We start from the raw sequence: 21408 nt of genomic DNA, 5'->3' as shown, positions 1-21408 counted from the left end.
CTGGCCAGGCCAGCCACCCCTGACCCTGCACCACAAATCCGGCATCCGAACCCAGCTGGAAACCCAAACACGACAAACCCGAAACGACACCGGATAAACACCACGGCACAACCCTGCCCAGAGGCAGAGGCAGAGGCAGAGGCAGAGGCAGAGGCAGGGACGGACCGCCAGAGGCAGACCAGCGAACGTCCGGGAGGGCATGCGCGCCGGGCACGGCTCCGGTACTCAGGCACCACTGCCTCGAACGTCGCATCCGGTCTTATCCGGCATGCCCGCCCTGGAATGCGCACGACGCGAGCGCGCCCGCGAACTAATGACGCGCGAGGTGGCCGGCCTTACTCAGCAAGTGCAGGGCGGAATGCACGCGGCGCAAGCCAACGCGCTCGCTCGTACGATGTATCCCGCCATATCCAGCATGCACAACCCAGAACGCGCTCGACGCGAGCCGACAAGGCTGACCCGGGCAACGCCGCCAGCCAGCACTGCTCAGGCGAGCAGCACCGTCACCGCGAAGCTGCCGAGTTGCAGCGTGGACCCAGGGGCGATCGCCGCACTGCGCCCCGGCTCGAGCACGGTGACCTCACCGCTCGGCGCGACCGCGGCGACACCGTTCGTGGAGTGCAGGTCCGTGACCATCAGATAGTCGTTCGACGGCACGAGCAGGGCGTGCGTCTTGGAGAGCGACTTCGCGGGATCATTCAGCGGAAGCACCGCACCATCGGGCGCCGCATCGGACGGCACCGGATTGCGACCGACGAACGTCGACCCGGCCAGGGCGATCTGCGTGCCGTCCCCCAGACGCAACGACCACTTCGGCTCGGGCACCGACTGCGGCGCGACCACCTTCACCGACGTCGTCTCGACCGGCGGCTCCGCGGGCGCGGCGGCAGGGGCGGCCGGCGCCGCGGGAACCTGCGCCGGCACCCCCAGTGGGGACGGTGCGAAGCTCGGGAACGACGGCGCCGCCGGCACCTGCTCGCGGCGCGGCACATCGACCTCGGGCGCAGCCGGCAGCAGCCCGGGTGGCGGAGTGATGTAGCCGTTCTCCACGGTGTCGACTATATGCGGCTGTAGCGGTAGTCAGCGAGGCGCCGGCGCACCCAACTCAACCCGCTGCGCGCCTGCTCGAGCACCTTGTCGACCGAGGCCCACAGCGCCGTCGCGGCCTCCGGGCCGACATCGTCGGCGGAGAACACCGCGTGGTCGACCTCGCGGGCGAGCGGACCCAGCGATCCGTCCGGCACGGCCACGCCGATCGCCGCACCCGCGGTCTCGTAGTGCCGGGCCAGCTGGCGTCGCGTGGTGACCTGCGCCGGAGCGGCGAGCCCCAGCTCCGCGAGCGCGCTGCGCAACTCGGCCCACGCGCCCGCCGCCTGACGGTCGCCCGGCCCCCGGCTCCGTTTGCGTCTGCGCCGGCGTTTCAACAGCCACACGATGAGCAGGGGCAGGAACACGATCGCGGCGAGCAGCAGGAGCGATCCGCCGGCCCAGTACGCCCAGACGGGGATCTCGAAGCCCTTCTGCTGCTTCTTCTTGTGCTGGTCCTCCGTCTGCACCGGGGTGAGCAGCTGATCGTCCTTGAGGTGGTCGCGCGGCGGCTGGCGCACCTGCGGCTGCGGGATGACCTTCGGCTTCACGGTCTGCTCCTTCGGAGCATCCGTCTTCGTCGGGGTCGGGAAGAACGGCACCCAGCCCACGCCCTGGAACGCGACCTCGACCCACGCCGTGACGTCGTTGCCGGTGATGTCGACGTCGCCGCCCTGCGACGGCACCTTCGCGCCGAGCACGACGCGCGTCGAGAAGCCCAGCGAACCGGCCATCAGCGCGAACGCGGTCGTGTACTGCTCCTGATCCCCGACCATGGGGGTCTGGGTGAGCAGCTCGACCACCCGGTCCGCGCCCTCGCCGGCCCGCGCCGGCACCGAGTCGTCCGGCCGGCCGTGGCTCAGATAGCCGAGGTTCTGCAGCGACCGCTGCAGGTTCTGCAGCTTCTGCAGCGCGGTCGTCGCGTCGCCGGCGTACTGCGTCGCCGTGCTCTCGACGACGTCGGGCACGTTCTGCCGGTCGGCCGGGTCGAGCGTCGCCGGGGGAATCGCCGCGAGCGCCTTCTCGTCGGGCACCTTCAGCGCCGTGACCTCCATCTGGTAGCTGAGCCCCTTGGTCACGCCCGAGGTGAGCGCGACCGTGCCGGTCTCGGAGTTCACCCGCACGTTCTGCGCCGTCTGCTCGGCGTCGTCGCCCTCGAACTGCAGCCCCGTGGGGTAGCTGCCCGATGGCAGCCACACGCCCGTGTAGTCCTTGATGGTGAAGGTCGCCTTGGTGGTCGCCCCGGCGGTGAACAGGCTCGGCTCGGGCAGCTTGCGGCCGAGCAACCGGAACGCGCCGGAGCCGGACGCCGTCGAGGCATCCGCCGACACGTTCCACACCACGCCGTCCCACGCGTCCATCGTCGCGAGCCGCACGTACGAGCCCTTGGGCAGCCCGCTCTCGGTGAACAGCACCGTCTTGTTCTCGTCGTTGACGTACTTGCGGAACGCGGCGAGCGGGCTCGGGTAGTCGAGCGGGTCGAAGGGCGGCACGATCTCGTCGCGCGCCACGAAACGGTCGGCGGCGGCCGGCTGCACCAGCCCGCCGACCAGTCCGCCGACGAGCAGCGCGCCGAGCACGACCGTCGCCGAGCCGATCAGCTTGCGCCGCGACCCGCTCTGACCGGCCGAGACGGATGCCTCATCGGCACTCTGCCGCCAGCAGATCCACACCAGCGCCAGCGCCGTGAAGACCACCCCGCGCACCCCGCCGAGGAACACCTGATGCGTGCCGAGCAGGATGGTCGCGATGAGCAGCGCGAGCGGCGCAGCGACCGCGACGCACCGCCGCAGCGGCGAGCCCGGCCCGGCCGACGGCGCCCAGTGGGCGACGACCGCCCCGGAGATGAGCGCGGCCGCCCAGCAGGCGACGTAGGCGACGACGCCGATGTACGGCGGCTCCTGCAGCGGCGCGGTGAGGGTGACCGCGTCGGACCACCCGAACACGGCGCCGCGCACCAGCCCCGACAGGGTGTCGAGGTTGGGCAGCACGGTGAAGGTGGCCGTCGCGGGCATTGCGAAGGCGCTGCCGAAGAGGAAGTATCCGGCGATGCCGAAGGCGATCGTGGTGATCAGCGGCGCGCGCAGCAGGCGGCCCGCGGCCGCGGCGGCCAGGCTGACGAGCAGGCCGCCGAGCGCGGGCAGCACGAAGACGATGCCGCCGTACAGCGGCTGGAAGCCGAGCGCGGCGATGGCCGAGAGCGCGGCGACGACGCCGAGGTCGGTCCAGAACGAGCGCGGCGCGGTCATTGCTGCGTCCCCAGTCTCACGATCATCGAGGGCAGGTCGCGCAGCGACGAGATGCTCGCGACCGTGACGGGGCCGATGCGGCGCATGCCGGGCTCGCCCGCCACGTCGGCCTTGATCGCGGTGAACACCGTGTCGGGGCTGAACAGCGTCGCCACCGCCCGGATGTCCGGCGACGGCGCCAGCGACCCGACGACGAGCATCACGACGCTCGGCTGCGAGCGCCGGCCCGCCGACTGCCGCACGACCTCGCGCAGCGGCTTCGGCCGCCGCGTGACCGGCTCGATGCGGCAGGAGTCGTCGAGCAGCGAGACCGGGTTGCGGCTGTGCAGCTGGCCGCCGTCCCACCCGGCGACGACCTGGTTCTCCTCGGCGATGACGTGCGTGCCGACGGATGCGAGGGCCGAGACGGCGAGCTCGAACTCCTCCTCGCCCGCGTAGTGCGCGAGGTCGGCCCCCATGGTGAGCAGCAGCTGCGAGCGGCGGGTCTCCTGGTACTGCCGCACCATGAGCTGCCCGGTGCGGGCCGAGGTGCGCCAGTGCACGTTCTTCATCGAGTCGCCGCGCTCGTACGGCCGCAGCGCGTGGAACGCCAGGTCGCTGTTGGTGATGGTCTTGGTCGCCTGCCCCTCGAGGTCGCGCACGAGGCCCTGCGCCGACGCCTTCAGCCGCGCCGTCTTCGGGTGCACGAACAGCTCGATGCGGTCCGTCCAGGTCTGCGTGCGGCGCACCAGCCCGAGCTGGTCGCCGCGCACCGAGGTCGCGGGCCCGGCGAGGATCAGCGCGCGCCGGTTGGTGGGCACGGCGAAGAGGTCCTCGTGCTCCTGCGCCGGCGCGAGCCGCGGCAGCTGGAACTCGGCGTGCGCGCGGCCGACCGGCAGCTCCATGCGGGTGGGCAGCACCGGGCGGGTGCCATTGTTGGTCACGGCGAGGCGGCCGAGCGCGCGCCCGCCGACGACCACCCGCCGCGGGTTCAGTTCGACCGTGACGGCGTAGGTGGTGCGGCCGATGGCGAAGCCGACGGCGATGAGCAGCGCCGCGCCGAGGGTCGCCCCGGCGAAGACGAGCTCCGACCAGTTGAGCCAGAAGCCCAGCACGAGGCATCCGATCGCCCCGAACAGCACGATGCGCCCCGGAACCGGCACCGTCTGCAACGCCACCCGCCACCAGCGGCCGAGCGGGCGGGCGGCCGCGACCACCGGCTCGACGGCGCGCGTGATCGGCTCGATCAGGCTGCGCGAGCGGCTGCCGAGCGTGCTCTGGAAGGTGGTGAACAGCCCCTGCAGGGTGCCGCCGGCGGGTTCCGGTGTCGTCATCGCTACCCCACGCGCGTGGTCGGGGGAACGACGGCGGCGAGCGCGCGCTCGACGACCTGGGCCTGCGTCACCCCGGTGAACTCGGCCTCCGGGTCGAGGATGACGCGGTGGGCGAGCACGGGCACCGCGAGGTCCTGGATGTCGTCGGGCGTCACATAGGTGCGGTGGTCGGCGAGCGCCCACGTCTTCGCGGCGCGGGCGAGCGCGAGCGCGCCGCGGATCGAGACGCCGAGCGACACGTCCGGGTCGCGGCGGGTGGCGTCGACGATGTCGCTCAGGTACGCCATCACCGCGGCATCCGTGTGCACCTCGGCCGCCAGCTGGGTCATCGAGGCGACGACGGATGCCTGGATGATCGGCTTCACGGCCTCGTTGCGCGCCCGGTTCGAGGAGTCCATCAGCAGGTTCACCGTGGTGTCGCGGTCGGGGTAGCCGAGGCTCGTCTTGACCAGGAAGCGGTCGAGCTGCGCCTCGGGCAGCGAGTAGGTGCCCGCCTGCTCGACCGGGTTCTGGGTCGCGATGACCATGAATGGAGTGCCGACCGGGTGCGGGGTGCCGTCGACGGTGACGACGCCCTCCTCCATCACCTCGAGCAGCGCCGACTGCGTCTTCGGGCTCGCGCGGTTGATCTCGTCGGCCAGCACGATCGACGCGAACACCGGGCCAGGGTGGAAGGCGAACTTGCCGGTGCCCTGGTCGAAGATCGTGACGCCGGTCACGTCGGAGGGCAGCAGGTCGGGCGTGAACTGGATGCGCGACTGGGTGCCCTCGATGCTGTTCGCCAACGACTTGGCCAGCACCGTCTTGCCCGTGCCCGGCACGTCTTCGAGCAGCACGTGCCCGCCCGTGAGCAGGCTGGCCACGACGAGCTTGATGACCTCGTGCTTGCCGAGGATCGCCTGGTCGAGGTTGGCGATCAGCTGGTCGACCGCGCCGGCGAACCAGTCGGCCTGTTCTTGGGTTACGGGCATGGGTGTCCTCTACTCGATGGTCTCAATTGCTGAAGTCGACGTGGTTGCTGTCGATCTTGTTCACGGTCGCGTGGGTGTCGGAGTAGCCGCAGAACGCGTGGCCGTCGTTCTTGCTGTTCCAGCTGCCGCTGCCGTCGGATCCGATCGTCATGCTGTGCGCCGTGCTGAGCACGCTGCCGTTGCAGTAAAGGACGATCGGATACGTGCCCTTGACGTAGTTCGCGACCGTGATGCTGTAGTAGTAGCAGGTGTTGGAGGTGCAGCCGGGCTCGCTCGCGGCGGATCCGCCCTTCTTGAGCGTCACCGACACCTGGGGTTTCGGCAGGGTGACCGTGCCCGATTTGGCGATGTCGGAGACCTTGCCCGCGTCGTTGATCGCCCGCACCCGGAAGTAGTGCGTGCCGGCCTCGGCGCTCGGGCTGACCGCGGTGGTCTTCGTGGTGCTGTTCCAGGCGCCGTCGTCGAACTGCCACTCGTAGTGCACCGACTTGCCGCCGGTGTCGGTCACGGCGCTCCAGGACAGGTCGTACTTCGACGGGGCGACGTTGTTCCGCTCGACGATGCTGAGGTTCTTCGGCGTCGCCGGCTTCCCGTACGGGGTGACGGTCGCGCTCGCGGTCGACCACTCGCTCCAGCCGTCGGCGTTCTTGGCGCGCACCTGGAAGGCGTAGTCGTGGCCGTTGGTCAGGTTGTCGAGCTCGACCCGCCCGGCCTGCGACTGGGTCACGTCGACGGTCTTGCCGGTGTCGCGGATCTCGTACTGCGTGATGTCCTTGCCGTTCGCGGCGGGGGCGGCGATCGTCATGGTCGCGCTGGCATCGCCGGCCGAGACATCGCTCGGCGCCTGCGGCTGGTCGGGCCGGTCGTGGATCGTCACCTGGAACTGGCCGACCACCTGCTTGGTGCGATCCGGATCCTCTGTGGCGTCCTCCACGTGGTAGTTCACGTTCACCGTGCCGACCTTCGCCCCGCTCTGGGCGGTGACGGTGATCGAGTCGTCGGTGTGCGAGACCGACACGCCGGCGGGGGCGCTGGCCAGCGTCGCATCCGTGATCTTCAGCGGGGTGTCGGGGAACGGGTTCACCCAGTAGTCCGTGCCGACGGCGTCGCTCAGCGTGACGCTGTTGCCGCGTTGCAGCTCGCGCTTCTGCGGCGGGTTCTTCTGCTGCGCGAGCGGCCGCGTCGAGCTCGTGACCGTCACAGTCACCGACCCGTCGATCGGATCGCCCTTCGGCGGCACGACCTTGAACTTGAACACCGCGGTCGTCCCCGGTTTCGTGTCCACGGGGGCCGAGACCGACAGCGTCGACCCGCTCAGCTTCCCCTTGACGCCGTTCACCGTGCTGGACTGCAGGTCTTCGTATTTCAGCTCGGCCTTGATCTGCGGGTTCGGGTGGTCGCTCGCCGAGCGCAGGTCGACGTCCTTCGCGGCCTCGCCCGGCTCGATCTGCACCTTCGGCGGGGTGAACGTGGGCGGCACGTCGGACTGGTCCTTCGCGCCGACCGTCACCGGCAGCGTGATGGGGGTGATGCGATCGGATGACGCGCCGGGTTCCTTCCCGTCGTCGACGTTGAACCGCACGGTCAGCGCCCCCCGGTAGTCCTTCGCGGGGGTGACCGTGAACGACGTTCCGGAGCCCGTGATGGTGCCGTGGTCGACGCTCAGCCCGCCGGCGAGCGACGCGGGCCGGCCCGAGGGCACGTCGATGAGCTGGCTCAGGCTGAACGTCTTCGACCCGTTCATCTCGATCACCTGCTCGGCCAGGCCCGACTTCAGGTGCGGCGGCTGGGTGCCCTTCGTGTCGCTCGCGCGCTTGTTCGCGTTGCTCGTCGGCGTGGTCTGCTTGACCGACGCGGGCGGCACGATGATGAACGCCTTGCCGGTGAGCTTCGTCTGCGGGTCGGTCACCTGGTAGGCGACGACCGTGCGCGTCTTCTGCGTCTTGATCGTGATCTCGTCGCCCTTGACCGTCGCGAGCTTCGCGTTCTGCCCGGTGACCGCGACGGTGAGGTCGCTCACAGGCCCGGACGGGTTGGTCGCGCCGTCGAGCGCGTCGAGGGTGACGGATGCCTTGCCCTTCGCCTTCGCCGTGTCGACGTAGTGGTCGACGGCGGTCGGGTAGCGCGGCTGCGCGGTGGAGCTCACGATCACCTGCACGTAGGCGCTCGCGGTGCCGCCGTGTCCGTTGGAGACGGTGTAGTGGATGAGGTAGGCGCCCTCCTTCTTGGGCGCGGTGAAGAGCACCGAGGAGCCGTCGGTCGAGACATCCGTCAGACCCTCGTCGATGTCGTCGAGCTTCTTCTCGAGGGTCAGCGAATACCCGTTCGGGTCGGAGTCGTTGGCGAGCACCTGCACCGAGCCCGTCTTGCCCGGCTTCACCTCGACCTTGTCGTTGACGGCGGTCGGGGGCTGCAGCGAGCTCGGGCGGGGGATGACGCCGATGCGGATCTGCCCCGTGGCCGTCTTGCCGTGCGTGTCCTCGACCTGGTAGGTGAGCTCCTCGGTGCCTGCGGAGGAGTCCGCCGGCTGGTACACGAATCCGGTGGCGCTCGTGCCCGTGATGCGGCCGAGCTCGGGCTTGGAGGAGACCCCGTCGAAGAACACGGAGTCGCCGTCGGGGTCGATGCCGTTCAGCGGGATCGAGATGGGGATGGCGCTGCCGGCGAAGGCGCGGGCGGTGAGCTCCTGGGGCTCGGGTGCCCGGTCGGAGTCAGAGTCGCCGATCACGTTGAAGATCACGTCGGCCGTGGCCGACTGGTTGTGCTGGTCGGAGACGCTGTAGGTGACCGTGTAGATGCCGGGCTTGCTCGGCGCCTGGAAGCGCACCGAGGAGCCGCTGACGAACACGGTCGCGCCCTTCGCGCCCTTGGTCGACTTCAGCGTCGGGTCGAGCGTGAACGGCTGGTCGTCGGGGGAGTAGTCGTTGTCGAGCACGTCGACGGTCGAGATGTCACCGGCGCGCACGTTGACCGCGTCGTTGACCGCCACGGGCGGCTGGTAGTTGACGAGCGGGGCGACGGGCACGACCGTGATGGTGCCCTGCACCGTGTGCAGCCCGTCGGAGAGCTCGTAGGTCAGCTGCACCTGCTTCTCGAGCACCCCGGGCGAGGTGACCCGCACCTCGGTGTTGTCCAGCAGCTGGATGTTCAGCGCCGAGGCATCCGTGCCGCCCGTCACGGACTGCACGGCCAGCACCCGGCCCGACGGCGACACGTCGTTGTCGAGCGGGTCGACGGTGCTGGTCTGGCTGGGATGCACGTACACGACGTCATTCACCGCGAGCGGCGGCGCGTTCTTGTCGGTCGGCTCGACCACGTCGATGCGCACGAGCCCGTCGACGGTCTTGCGGGCGCCCGAGCCGAGCTCGTAGGTGAAGTAGTAGGTCCCGGTCGCCTGGCCGAGGACGCTGATGGTGCCCTGGTCGGTGTGCGCGGTCACCGTGAGCGAGGTGTCCTTCGATGTCGCCGAGACGAGGGTGAGCGGGGCGCCGGACGGCGACTCGTCGTTCTCGAGCGGCTTGATCGTGGTCTTCTGCCCCAACGTGACCTGGGCGAAGTCGGGCACGGCGACCTGGGGCAGGGTGTCCTTCTGCTTGACGGTGACCTCGAGCTTGCCCGTCGCACGCTTCGTGCCGTCGGAGACCACGAAGTTGACCTGCTTCGTGCCCACCTGGCCGCTCTTGTTGGTGAAGGTGATCTCGCCGTCGGGGGTGAAGGAGACCTGGTCGGCGGTCGTCTTCGTGGCGCTCTCGAGGTAGATGCTGTCGCCGTCCGGGTCGATCCAGTCCTGCAGCACGTTGTAGGTGATGGATTCGTTCTGCTCCACCTCGGTCGTGCTCAGCCGGGTCTGCTTGGGCGCCGCGTTCTCGGCCGGCTCGTGCACCCGGATGCGCACCTCGGCGGTCGCCTCGCCGCCCGGCCGCCCGTCGGTGACGGTGTACTTGAACGCGGCGCCGCCCGTGACGCTGGGCGCGGGCGTGAACTGCAGGGCGCGCCCGCCGTCGACCACGGCGATCGTTCCGACGCTCTTCGGGATCGCGTCGAAGGACTTCACCGTCAGCACGTCGCCGTCCGGGTCCTCGTCGTTGTCGAGCACCGGCAGCAGCGTGGTGCGGCCCGGCCGCACGCCGAACTCGTCGTCCTCGGGCTTGGGCCGCGTGTTGGTCTGCGAGCGGTGCGCGAGCGTGTCCTGGTAGGACTGCACGACCGGCTGCTCCTGGCCCTTGTCGCTCTTCTTCTTCTCGTCGGTGCTGGGCTTGAGCTGCTCCCAGTTGCGCACGAGCTTCATGTGGCTGGAGACGACCCACGCGTCGCCGTTCTGCACGTTGTTCAGCGCGATGACCCCGTGGTTCACCCGGAAGCGCAGGTCGGCGCCGCTAACCGGCTGGCCGATGTCGACGCCGACGGGCTTCGACCCCTCGCACGCGTACAGGTAGCGCGCGCTCGAGGCCCAGGCGGCGTAGTCGCAGCCCTTCAGCTGCACCGGCGCCGACACCTCGGCGGCGTTCGTCGCGTCCGGCGTGTTCCCGCCGGCGGGCAGGGTGGTCGCGTCATCCCCGGAGAGCGGGACGCGATAGAGGGCGGATGCGGCGGACACGAGCACGTGGTCCGAGGCGGTGCTGGGCTGCTGCAGCTGCAGCCCGGCGGAGGGCAGCTTCAGCGTCTTGTCGGGCGTGCGCAGCCGCCGGCCGCCGTTGTCGAGCACCACCGCGGTGTCGCCGACCGAGCTCAGCTCCGCGTCATCCGTGACCGCGAAGCCCTTGGTTGTCTCAGCCTTCCGCCCCGGCGCCGCCACGCGCACCAGCGTGGAGTGCTGCGGCGACACCGCGTAGGTGACGCCGCTCTTGGTGACGACGGCGGCGGCGTTCTTGCCGAGCTTGGCGACGGGCTTGGTCTTGGTGGCGTCGAAGTCGAGGCGGTCGGCGGCGTCGATCGTCCACAGCCGGCCGTCGGGGGCGAGGATCGCCATGGTGTCGCCGCCGTAGCCGACCCAGGAGTCCTCCGGCACGGTGATCTGCTCGCTCGTGCTGACGTAGGCCGGGTCGATGCGCTGCACCGAGCCCTCGGCGGTGTCGGTGAGGAAATAGGCGGAGCCGTCCTGCAGCACGTCCAGGTCTTTCGACGGGCCGGCGACGGATGCGTCGAGCTGGTCGATCTGGTGGTTGAGCCGCCCGGCCAGCAGGTCGGTGCCGTTGGTCACCCACACGTCGAGGCTCTTCAGGTCGACGTCGGAGACGGGGAAGCCCTTGTGCAGCGCGGCGACGGTGAGCGGCACCCCGGCCAGGACGGCGATGGCGACGGCGGATGCCACCGACTTGCGCCGCCGCAGCCACGTCAGCACGCCTCGGCCGATCTGCACTTCCACCCCCCGGCAGTGACGATCACGGACGTCGGGCGGGCCGGTCGGACGGCCGCCCGCGCGAACACGGTCACCCTAGCATGGGGGTCGAAACCGCTCGGATGGCGCCGGCGGCGGCGCATCCGTTCTCTGCCTGGCGCCGTCATCGCATGTCGACGGTGTTGCTCTTCTTGCCGCCGACGGTGACCCAGGCGTTCGAGTAGCCGCAGTACTCGCCGTTCACGGTGTTGTGCGTGTTGAGGCTGCCGTTGCCCGCCGCGCCGGTGCGCAGGGTCTCGACGTAGGTCTTGCCGCTGGTGTGGCTCACCAGCGGATCCCCTTCGCACCAGAACTTCACCTGGTACGAGGTGTTGGCGGAGAATCCGCTGACGTTGATCTGGTAGTAGTGCCCGGCGGGCCCCGGGGCTCCGTTGCTGAGCGTCACCTTCTTCGCCGGTTTCGGCGGCGCGGAGAGCGTGACGGTCTTCGTCACCCAGTCCGACGTCTTGCCGGATCCGACGTTCACGGCACGCACCTTGAACTTGTACGTGTCGGCCGCCAGCTTCGCCGTCGTGTGCGAGGTGGCCAGGGTGGTGCCGGAATTGCCGTTGAACGTCCACTGGTAGCGCACGGTGCCGCCGCCGCTCGTCTGCGGGGCTCCCCAGGTGAAGGTGAACGACGCCTTCGCGTAGTCGTCCGACGCAGTCGCCCGCAGGTTGGTCGGCACCGACGGCGTGCCGTAGGGCGTGACCGCGGCGCTCGGCGCCGACCACGGCCCGGGTCCGTCGGCGTTGACCGCCTGCACCCGGAACCGGTACGAGGTGCCGTTGGTGAGACCGCTCACGGTCATGGTCGTCGCCGAGGTCGGGTGCCAGCTGTGCCCGTGGTTGTCGAGCACGTTGTAGCCCGTGATCTTGAGGCCGTGGTTCGCGGGCGCCTTGATGGTGAAGGTGGCGTGCTTGTCGTTCGCCGACACGTTCGACGGGGCCTGCGGCTGCGCGGGCACGTCGTGGATCGTGGCCTGCAGGCGGCCGATCACGCGGCGTGCGGTGTCGCCCGTGGCGTCCTGCACCGTGTAGGTGATGTTCGCCTGGCCGATCGCGGCGCCGCTCGTCGCCTTCACCGTGATCGAGGTGGCGGTGTGCGAGACGCTGACCCCGACGGGCGAGCTGACCACGGAGGCCGAGACGATCTTCAGCGCCTTGTCGGGGAACGGGTTCACCCAGTAGGCGGTGCCGACCGCGTTCGACACCGTCTTGCTCGTGCCGCGCTTCATGGAGATCTTCTGCGGCGCGTTCTTCTGCTGCGCGAGCGGCCTGGTCGAGCTGGTGACGGTGACCTTGACCGAGCCGGCGACGTGCTTGGTGGGCGAGTTGACGGTGAAGCGGAACGTCGCCGTGGTGCCCGGCTTGGCGGTGACCGGCGTGGAGACCTTCAGGGTCGACCCCTTCAGCGTCGCCGTGATGCCGTTGATGCTGCTCTGCTTCAGGTCGGTGTAGGTCAGCGAGTTCAGGATCTTCTGGTTGGGGTGGTAGCTCGCCGCCCGGAGGTCGACCGACTTCGCCGCCTCGCCCGGCTCGATCTGCACCTTCGGCGGGGTGAACGTGGGCGGCACGTCCGACTGGTCGGCGCTGCCGACCGTGATCTGCAGGGTGAGCTCCGTGTGACGGTCGCGCGAGGCGCCCTCCTCGCGTCCGTCGTCGACCGTGAACGTGACGGATGCCGGGCCGCGGTAGTCCTTCGCCGGCGTGAAGGTGAACGACGCGCCGGAGCCCTTCACCGTGCCGTGCGTGGCGGTCGGCGTTCCCGACAGCTCGGCGGACCGGCCCGAGGGCACGGAGAGGATCTGCGAGAACGCGAAGGTCTTCTGCCCGTTCATCGGGACGACCTGCGTGCCGACCTTCAGGTGCGGCGGCTGCGTGCCCTTGCCCTTCTTGGCCTTCTCCTCGGCCTTCTGCTGGGCCTTCTCTTCGGACGACGCGGGCTTGTCGCTCGACTGGCCGGCCTGCTCGGCCTTCGGCGTGCTCTGGTCGGCTGCGTTCGAGGTGGGCTGGGTGGTCTTGACGTTCGCGGGCGGCACGATGATGAACGCCTTGCCGGTCAGCTTCGTCGCCGGGTCGGTGACCTGGTAGGCGATCACGGTGCGGGTCTTCTGCGGCTTCACGGTGATGGTGGAGCCGGAGACCGTGGCGACCTTCGCCGTGGCCGACGGCAGCGAGACCGTCAGGTCGTCGACGGGGCCGGAGGGGTTGACGGCGCCGTCGAGCGCGTCGACCGACACCGAGGTGCGCCCGTTCACCTGGGCGGCGGTCACGTAGTGGTCGATCGCGGTCGGGTAGCGCGGCTCGGCGTCGGAGCGCACCGTGACCTGCACGTACGCGCCGGCCTGGCCGCCGTGCCCGTTGTCGACGGTGTAGTGGAACTGGTAGGTGCCCTCCTCGGTGGGGGCGGTGAAGAGCACGGAGGAGCCGTCGACGGAGAGGTCCCGGAACCCGTCGTCGACCTGGTCGAGCTTGCTCTTCAGCGACAGCGCGTAGCCGTTCGGGTCGGAGTCGTTGGCGAGCACCTGCACCGACGCGGTCTTGCCCGGCTTCACCTCGACCGTGTCGTTGACGGCGGTCGGCGGCTGCAGCGAGGTCGGGCGCGGGATGACCGCGATGCGGATGACCCCCGTCGCGGTCTTCCCGTGGGTGTCCTCCACCTGGTAGTGGAACTCGTCGGTGCCGGCATCCGATGCGGCCGCCTCGTAGACGAAGCCGGTCGCCGTCGTCCCGGTGACGCGGCCCAGCTCGGGCTCGTCGGTGACCCCGTCGAAGAACACCGAGTCGCCGTCGGGGTCGATGCCGTTCAGCGGCACGGTGATCGGGATGGCGCTGCCGGCGAACGCACGCGCGGTGAGGGTCTGCGGTTCGGGCGCGCGGTCGCTGGAGCCGTCGGGCAGCACCTGGAAGATCACTTCCGCGGTGTCGGTCTGGTCGTGCTCGTCCTCGATGCGGTAGGTGACCTCGTAGGTGCCCGCCTTCTCCGGGGCGAGGTAGCGCACCGTGTCGCCGCTGACGAAGGCCGAGCCGCCGGCGCGCTTGGTCGACACCAGCGTCGGCTGCAGCGAGAACGGCTGGTCGTCGGGGGAGTAGTCGTTGTCGAGCACGTCGACGGTGGCGATGTCGCCGGCGCGCACGTTGACGGCGTCGGTCACCGCCACGGGCGGCTGGTAGTTCACGAGCGGCGCGACCGGCACGACCGTGATGGTGCCCGTCACGGTCTTCAGCCCGTCGGAGAGCTCGTAGCTCAGCTGCACCTGCTTCTCCAGCACGCCGGGCGAGGTGATCCGCACGACCGTGTTGTCCAGCAGCTGGATGTTGAGCGCGGTGGCGTCGTCGCCGCCGGTGACCGAGCGCACGGCGAGCACCCGGCCGGAGGGGGAGACGTCGTTGTCGAGCGGGGCGACCTCGGTGGTCTGGGCGGGGTGCACGTAGGCGACGTCGTTGACGGCGAGCGGCGGCGCATCCGTCTTCTCGGGTTCGACGACGTCGACGCGCACGAGCCCGTCGACGGTGTCGCTGGACCCGGCGGCGAGCTGGTAGGTGAAGTAGTAGGTGCCGGTCTGCGTGCCGGTGATCCGCAGCGTGCCCGCGTCTTCGTCGACGCTGATCTCGAGCGGCGTGTCGCCGGGGTCGGCGCTGACCAGGTCGAGCGAGGCGCCCGACGGCGACTCGTCGTTCTCCAGCGGGTCGAGCGTGAGCGCCCGGCCGAGGGTCGCCTCGGCGAAGTCGGGCACGGCGACCGGTTTCAGGCTGCCCTTGGCCTTCACGTCGACCTCGAGGGTGCCCTGCGCCTTCTTCGACCCGTCGGAGACGACGAAGTCCACCGTGCGCGAGCCCAACTCGCCGGACTTGGCGGTGAAGCTGATCTCGCCGTCTGGGGTGAACGACACGTCGTTCGAGGTGCTCGGGGTGACGCTGTCGAGGTAGATGCCGTCGCCGTCGGGGTCGATCCAGTCCTGCAGCACGTTGTACGTCGCCGTCTGCCCGGCCTCGACGTCGGTCTGGCTCTCGCGGTTCTGCACGGGCGCCGCGTTCACCGCCGAGGCGTGGATGGTGACGTGCACGGTCGCCGTGTCCTCGCCGCCGGACCGGCCGTCGGTGACCGTGTAGTGGAAGGAGAAGCCCCCGGTGAAGCCGGGCGCGGGCGTGTACTGCAGGGCCCGGCCGCCGTCGACGAGGTCGAGCGTGCCGACCGACGCGCTCAGCTGGCTCGGGTCGGTGTCGGCCACGGTGAGCACGTCGCCGTCCTCGTCCTGGTCGTTGTCGAGCACCGGCAGCAGCGTCGCCCGCCCCTGGCGCACTCCGAAGTCGTCGTCCTGCGCATCGGGCCGGGTGTTGGTCGTGCCGCGCTTGGCCACCATGTCCTGGTAGCTGCGCTTGACGGGCTGCACCTCGCCCTTGTCGCTCTTCTTCTGTTCCTTCTTGTCGGGCGTCAGCGTCGACCAGTCGTTGACCAGCTTGAGCGTCTTCGTCGCCACCCAGGCGTCCCCGCTGCGCACGTCGTTGAGCGCGACCACGCCGTGGTTCACCCGGAATTCCAGCTGCGCGGCCGTCTTCTGCTCGGGGATCTGCACCGCGACGGGATCGGATCCGGTGCACGCGTACACGTAGCGGGTGTTGGCCGACCACGCCGCGTAGTCGCAGCCGTCGACCTGCACAGGCGCGGGCACCTGGTCGGCGGTGACCGACGAGGGCTCCGTGCCGCCGGAGGGCACCGCGGTCGCCGCGCCGCCCGAGAGCGGCACGCGATAGAGATCGGATGCCCCGGCCACCAGCACCACGTCGGAGGCGGCGCTCGGCTGCTGCAGCTTCAGCCCGCCCGACGGCGCCTTCAGGGTGCGATCGGGCGTGCGCAGCCGCTGCCCGCCCTTGTCGAGCACGACCGCGGTGTCGCCGACGGCGCTCAGCTGCGCGTCGTCCTCGACGTCGAACGCGGTGATCTGCGCGGCCTTGCCGGGTCTCGCCACCGTCGCCAGCTCGTCCCGATCGGGCGAGACGGCGAAGACCTCTCCGGTCTTGGCGACGACCGCCACGGCGCCCTTGCCGAGCTTCGCCGAGGGGGTCGTCTTGGCGGCGTTGAACTCGAGCCGGTCGGCGGTGCCGATCGTCCACAGCCGCCCGTCGGGGGCGAGGATCGCCATGGTGTCGCCGCCGTAGCCGACCCACGAGTCCTTGGGGATGGTGATCTGGTCGGAGAGGCTGACGTAGGCGGGGTCGATGCGCTGCACGGTGCCCTGCGAGCTGTCGGCCAGGAAGTAGTCGTTGCTGTCCTGCAGCACGTCGAGGTCGGAGGATGCGCCGGAGACGACGGCGTCGAGGTCGTCGATCTGGTGGTTGAGCCGGCCGCCGAGCAGCTGGTCGCCCGCGGTCACCCAGACGTCGAGGGCGTTCAGGTCGAGGTCGGCGACGGGGAAGCCCTTGTACATCGACGCGACGGTGATGGGCACGCCGGCCAGCACGGCGATCGCGACGGCCGAGGCGACGGCCTTGCGACGCCGCAGCCATCCCATCACGTCAGCCGCCATGACTCCCCCGCAGGTGGTGCGTTCTCGCACCCAGGCAGCACCGTAGACGAGACCGGCGCGGGCCAGCCATGGGTACTAGTCACCATCGGCCGACTCGTGCTCGACGCGCGGGGCGTCGAGCAGCGGAAGGTCTTCGACTCCGACCAGGTGCGTCGCGACGGCGTATTCGACGAGCCGGGCGCGGCGGCCGGTGGCGAGCTTGCCGGGGCCGCCGCGCAGGCCCGCGACGCCCAGCTTGTCGAGCTTGTCGCACACGTTGTCGAGCTTGCGGTTGAACCGCGTCATGCTCCAGCCGAGCCGGGCGGCCGCCTCGGCGGAGGTGGGCACGGTGCCCCGGCCGGGGATGCGCTCGGTGAGCACCCCCTCGGCCAGCGACAGGATCAGCAGCCGCTGGCTCGGGGTGAGCGTGACCGGCAGCATCGTGGTGGTGCCGGCCTGGCGCAGGTTCACCGAGGAGGTCTCGTACACGTTCCCGTCGGCGTAGACGGTGAAGTCGTAGGTGGTCGACCCGGCGCTGAACATGACGTGCATCTTCTGGAAGACGATGGGCAGGCGAGCGCCGGGCGCGAGCCACGCCTGCACCGTGCCCGAGGCATCCGTCACCGTCGCGGTGAGCAGGTTGCCCACGTTCGCGATCCACCACAGCTCCTGCTCCTGGTAGAGGGAGAGGAAGTGGCGGTGCAGGTAGGGGTTCTCGTCGATGGAGAGGTCGGCTTCGCGGCCCACCGAGAACGGCGTCTCGGGGTCGACGTCGTACCACTCGCCGCAGTATTCGATGCGAAGTCCGCTCACGTGCACTCCTTCAGGGGATTGGAGGAGGTCCGACCGCTGCGCAGGATGCGCACCTGGATGCACGTCTGCACCTTCGGGTCGACGTTCCTCACGATCGCCTGGGGGGTGGAGGCGGTCTGGATGTCGATGTTCGTGGCCACGACCGACCACTGGTACTTGTCGCCGGGCTCGGGGGAGGGGTTCTTCCAGGTGAAGGTGACCGTCTTGCCGTCGGCGCTGCGGGTCACCTTGCCCGGCTTGGGGTCGGGCACGACCTGCACCTGCAGACCGCCGCCGTCGGAGGCCGCCGCCGAATGCGTGGGCTTCGGCGCGGAGTCGCCGCCGCCGAGCGTCGCGATCAGCACCGCGGCCACGCCGGCGGCGACGATCGCGCCCGACACCGAGAGCAGGATCGCGGTGCGCCGCGAGGGCGGCGCGGCATCGGGCTCGGATGCCTCGGGCGCGGCTTCCGGCTCCGTGTCGGTCGCGGTGCGCCGCGGCCGCATGACGGTCTCGGCGACCGGCGCCTCCTCGACGACCGGCACCACCCCGCGCAGCCGGGTCGGCTCGACCTCGCCGGCCGGCGCGGGCGATCCTTTCGGCGCCCGGCCGGGTGCCGCTTTCGGCGCCGCCTTCGGTGCCGCCTTCGGCGGGGCGCCGATCGGCGCCGGGGCGGGGCGCGGCTGCGCCTCGACGGTGGCGATGGGGCGCATGCGGGTCTCGTCGGCGCCGCCGTCGGCGGGGCGCTCGGTGTCCTGCCCGCCGAGGTTGGGCAGGTCGATGCCGGTGGGGGCGTAGCCGAGCTCGAGCTCGACGCGCTGCAGGGCGCGCACGAACTGCACGACGTCCTGGTACCGGTCGGCGCGGCGCGGCGCCATGCCCTTGGCGAGCACGGCGGTCAGGGAGCGCGGGATGTCGGGACGGTCGATCGGCGTGATCGCGCCGCGCTCGATGCGGCCGATGATGTCGAGCGTGCCGTTCGAGCGGCCCGGCACCTCGAAGGGCGTGCGGCCGGCGAGCACCGTGTGGATCGTCGCGGCGAGCGAGAAGACGTCGCTGCGCACGTCGGGGTCGGGGTCGTCCTCGAACATCTCCGGCGGCGACCAGGGCACGCTGAGTCCGACGCTCGCGCTGCCCGTGTTCCCAGTGGCGCTCGCGTCGCCCCGGCGCACCGAGCCGAGGGTCGTCGTGGTGTGCGCGGGCACCTCGCCCTCGAGGGTCGAGGCGATGCCGAAGTCGGTCAGCGCCGGCCAGCCGAAGCCGTTGGTGAGCACGTTGGCCGGCTTGATGTCGCGGTGCAGGATGCCCGCGGCGTGGGCCGCGGCGACCGCGCTGCCGACCCGGATGCCCGTGCGCAGCGCGTCGGGCACGTCGAGCACCTTCGCCTTGTAGCGATCGGCGAGGCTCGGACCGGGGCAGTACTCCATGACGAAGTACGGCCGGTTCCCGGCGATGTCGGCGTGGTAGATCGTCACGATGTACGGATGCGCCGACAGCCGCGCCATCACGTTCGCCTCGGCGACGAACCGCTCGCGCGCCCCGGCGTCGATGTCGTCGACCAGCAGCACCTTGACGGCGACGTCGCGCCGGGGCAGCTGCTGCTTGTAGAGGAACACGTCGGCGAATCCGCCCGAGCCGAGCAGGCGGGTGTACTCGAGCCCCGGGATCTCGGGGGGAGCCGTGACGGAGCGCCTCATCGGGTGCCGGCCGCCGATCCCGCGTCGGTGACGGTGATGACGATGCCGCCGCCGAGGTCGACCACGGTGCCGGCCAGGGCCGACGCCGGCTCGCCGCCGCGCAGGCGCTGGGCGGGGCGGCCGGGCAGGGTCATCAGGGTGCCGTTGCGCGAGTTGAGGTCGGTGATCACGACGGTGCCGCCCTCGACGGTGAACCGCACGTGGCTGCGCGAGATGTCGGGGTCGCCCGCGCCGACCGTGAGCAGCCGGGGCACCTGGTTGCCCGCCACCTTCGACGCGCTCGGGGCGCGCCCGACGATGACCGGCCGGTCGAGCTCCTCGACCGCGCCGTCGGCGAACTCGAGCCGGAACTGCGGCTCGGCGGGACGGCCGTGGGACGGCTCGTCGGCGGCGTCGTGGTGCGAGGCGCCGGCCGCGGCGCGGCGGCGCAGCTCGGCGATGTCGCCGGACATCATCGTCATCCCGTCGTGGTCGCCCGCGTCGCCGGCCTGCGGCTCGGCCGACGGCTCGGGCGGCGGGGCCGCCGTCTTGTCGGCGTCCTCCTCGTCCTCCTCCGCCGGGCGCACCGCGGCCGTCTCGACGCTCTTCATGATGGTGGCGCCGAAGAGGTGGTCGTAGGTGTCGGAATCGGTCGGCGGGGCATCGGCCGCGGGCGGCGGCTGGATGCGGGTGGGCGAGGTGGGCGCCGGGGCGCTCGCCGCCGGAGCGTCGGCGCGCGGGCCGGCCGGAACGTGCGGCACCACCGTCGTCGCCTCGAGTTCGGGCGGCAGCATCGTGTCGTGCGACGCGTCTGTCATGGCCTCGGGCGCGGGCGTGAGCTCGGGCTCGCGAGCGCTCGCCGGCGCGGGCGCAGCGGGTACGGATGCGCCAGGCGCAGGTGCTGCGGCGGGCCCCGGTGCTGCGGCGGGAGCGGCTGCGGCGCGGGCGCCGGATGCGGCGGGTGCTGTCGCGGGCGCCGCCTCCGTGGCAGGAGGGGCGGCTGCGGTCGGGGTGCTTGCGGCCGAGGCATCCGTGCTCGCGCCCGCTGCGGTGCCGGGCATGTGGAATTCGACCAGGTCGCCCCAGGCGGCGCCCTCGGCGAGCGGGAGCAGCGGACCGCCGCCGCCCGCTCCGGCCGGCGCGACGCGGAAGGCGCTGACGTCGTCGGCGGCGAGCTCGCGCCAGGTGGAGATGCCGGAGCCGTCGGCGCTGCGCGGCCCGTCGGCGGTCTGCAGTTCGACGGTGACGGTACCGCGTACGACGTAGTGGGCGGTGCCGGACGCGGTGAGCGCGACGAGGGCGAAGGCGGGCATCGCGGCGAAGCCGCGGGCGGTCAGCAGCCCCAGCGTCTCGGGGATGCGCTGCGGGGAGCGCAGCGCGGCCATCAGCGCTTCGACGTCCCAGGGCGTCTCCGCAGGCGACTCGAGCATCAGCCCCACGCCGGGGACGGCGATCACGAGCCACCCGCCGGGCGCGGTCGCGCGCACCTTGAGCACAGCCTTACCCCCTCGGCCAGGTCTCTTCGAGCATCCCCGGAAGCTCGTCGCGCTCGCGTGTCTCGTCGGCGCCCTCGGCCCCTTCGGGCTGCCATTCAACCACGATCGCGGTGACGTTGTCGTGGCCCCCGGCCTCGACCGCCGCCTCGACCAGCAGCTCGGCGGTGTGGCGCGGCGGGTGGCCCTCGTGGTGCTCGCCCGTGGCATCGCCGGCGAGGATCGCGCCGATGCGCTCTTCGGGGAGTTCTTTGGTCAGGCCGTCGGAGCAGATCAGGAAGGAGCGCACGCTGCGCACGGGCAGCAGCCACACGTCGACGTCGGCGTCCTCGTCGGCGCCGAGCGCGCGCGTGATCACGTTGCGCTCGGGATGCGCGAGTGCCTCGTCGGCGGTGATCTCGCCGGCGTCGACGAGCTCCTGCACGGCGGAGTGGTCGACGGTGAGCTGGGCGAGCTTGCGACCGTCCCAGCTGTAGACGCGGGAGTCGCCGATGTTCACGACCATCCAGAACTCGGCGCCGCCGGTGGTGACGCGCGCCACGCCCGTGAGCGTGGTGCCGGCGACCGCGGGACCTGTGTCGTCGACGCCGGAGAGCGCTCGCACCGCCGAGTTGGCGGCACGCACCGCGGCGAGCACATCGTCGGGGCTGGCCTCGCTGCCCGGCGGGACGTGCGCCGCGAGCTCGGCGACGGCCGCCTGGCTGGCCCGGTCGCCGAAGGCGTGCCCGCCCATGCCGTCGGCGACGAAGAACATCGGATCCGCCGCGAGGAAGGAGTCCTCGTTGAGCGTACGGACACGGCCGGTGTCGCTGTGCGCGCTGACATCGACGGTGTACGGCATGCGACCTCCCCCGTGCGGTTCGTGTTAGGCATCGTAGCCCGAACGGGGGTGCCGGCGGGCACGGGGAGCTCTCCCCATGGGGGCGCCGGCCGGGGCGCCCG

General features: G+C 71.1%; 10 protein-coding genes. All 10 read right to left on the bottom strand.

The window, feature by feature from the left end; genetic code table 11:
* Positions 1 to 486: 486 nt before the first annotated feature.
* Positions 487 to 1050: an FHA domain-containing protein gene (locus H563_RS17490; protein WP_022883053.1), complete on the bottom strand. Its 564-nt coding sequence runs from the start codon at positions 1048 to 1050 to the stop codon at positions 487 to 489.
* A gap of 8 nt (positions 1051 to 1058) precedes the next feature.
* Positions 1059 to 3335, bottom strand: a complete 2277-nt coding sequence (locus tag H563_RS16765) for a transglutaminase-like domain-containing protein (protein ID WP_022883052.1) — start codon at positions 3333 to 3335, stop codon at positions 1059 to 1061.
* Entirely contained in the window at positions 3332 to 4648 is a 1317-nt protein-coding gene (locus H563_RS0113125) for a DUF58 domain-containing protein (RefSeq protein ID WP_022883051.1), read from the bottom strand. Before H563_RS0113125 ends, H563_RS16765 begins: the two co-directional genes overlap by 4 nt.
* 2 nt (positions 4649 to 4650) lie before the next feature.
* The gene (locus H563_RS0113120; RefSeq protein WP_022883050.1) at positions 4651 to 5619 is read right to left on the bottom strand and encodes an AAA family ATPase; all 969 of its coding nucleotides are present in this window, start codon (positions 5617 to 5619) and stop codon (positions 4651 to 4653) included.
* A 22-nt stretch (positions 5620 to 5641) separates the two neighbouring features.
* Positions 5642 to 10978, bottom strand: coding sequence for an Ig-like domain-containing protein (locus H563_RS0113115; RefSeq protein ID WP_155865247.1), 5337 nt, complete (start codon positions 10976 to 10978; stop codon positions 5642 to 5644).
* Positions 10979 to 11120: 142 nt separating this feature from the next.
* The gene (locus tag H563_RS16760; protein WP_155865245.1) at positions 11121 to 16556 is read right to left on the bottom strand and encodes an Ig-like domain-containing protein; all 5436 of its coding nucleotides are present in this window, start codon (positions 16554 to 16556) and stop codon (positions 11121 to 11123) included.
* 45 nt (positions 16557 to 16601) lie between these two features.
* Positions 16602 to 17318 (bottom strand): FHA domain-containing protein, encoded by a 717-nt coding sequence (locus tag H563_RS0113100; RefSeq protein WP_211212395.1) that lies wholly within the window; start codon positions 17316 to 17318, stop codon positions 16602 to 16604.
* Positions 17315 to 18994, bottom strand: coding sequence for a serine/threonine-protein kinase (locus H563_RS0113095; RefSeq protein ID WP_022883046.1), 1680 nt, complete (start codon positions 18992 to 18994; stop codon positions 17315 to 17317). Before H563_RS0113095 ends, H563_RS0113100 begins: the two co-directional genes overlap by 4 nt.
* Positions 18991 to 20469, bottom strand: a complete 1479-nt coding sequence (locus H563_RS0113090; protein ID WP_022883045.1) for an FHA domain-containing protein — start codon at positions 20467 to 20469, stop codon at positions 18991 to 18993. Before H563_RS0113090 ends, H563_RS0113095 begins: the two co-directional genes overlap by 4 nt.
* A gap of 4 nt (positions 20470 to 20473) precedes the next feature.
* Positions 20474 to 21307 carry a PP2C family protein-serine/threonine phosphatase gene (locus tag H563_RS0113085; RefSeq protein WP_022883044.1) on the bottom strand — a complete coding sequence of 278 codons (834 nt, stop codon included), beginning with the start codon at positions 21305 to 21307 and terminating at the stop codon, positions 20474 to 20476.
* Positions 21308 to 21408: the final 101 nt, after the last annotated feature.

The organism is Gryllotalpicola ginsengisoli DSM 22003 (assembly GCF_000419445.1).
GTDB classification, from domain to species: Bacteria; Actinomycetota; Actinomycetes; order Actinomycetales; family Microbacteriaceae; genus Gryllotalpicola; species Gryllotalpicola ginsengisoli.
This window is presented reverse-complemented; position numbering and strand designations above follow the sequence as displayed.

Excerpts from the sequence above, each read along its gene's own strand:
- H563_RS16765 (WP_022883052.1), bottom strand. The coding sequence starts at position 3,335 with ATGACCGCGCCGCGCTCGTTCTGGACCGACCTCGGCGTCGTCGCCGCG.
- H563_RS0113125 (WP_022883051.1), bottom strand. The coding sequence starts at position 4,648 with ATGACGACACCGGAACCCGCCGGCGGCACCCTGCAGGGGCTGTTCACC.
- H563_RS0113120 (WP_022883050.1), bottom strand. The coding sequence starts at position 5,619 with ATGCCCGTAACCCAAGAACAGGCCGACTGGTTCGCCGGCGCGGTCGAC.
- H563_RS0113095 (WP_022883046.1), bottom strand. The coding sequence starts at position 18,994 with ATGAGGCGCTCCGTCACGGCTCCCCCCGAGATCCCGGGGCTCGAGTAC.
- H563_RS0113085 (WP_022883044.1), bottom strand. The coding sequence starts at position 21,307 with ATGCCGTACACCGTCGATGTCAGCGCGCACAGCGACACCGGCCGTGTC.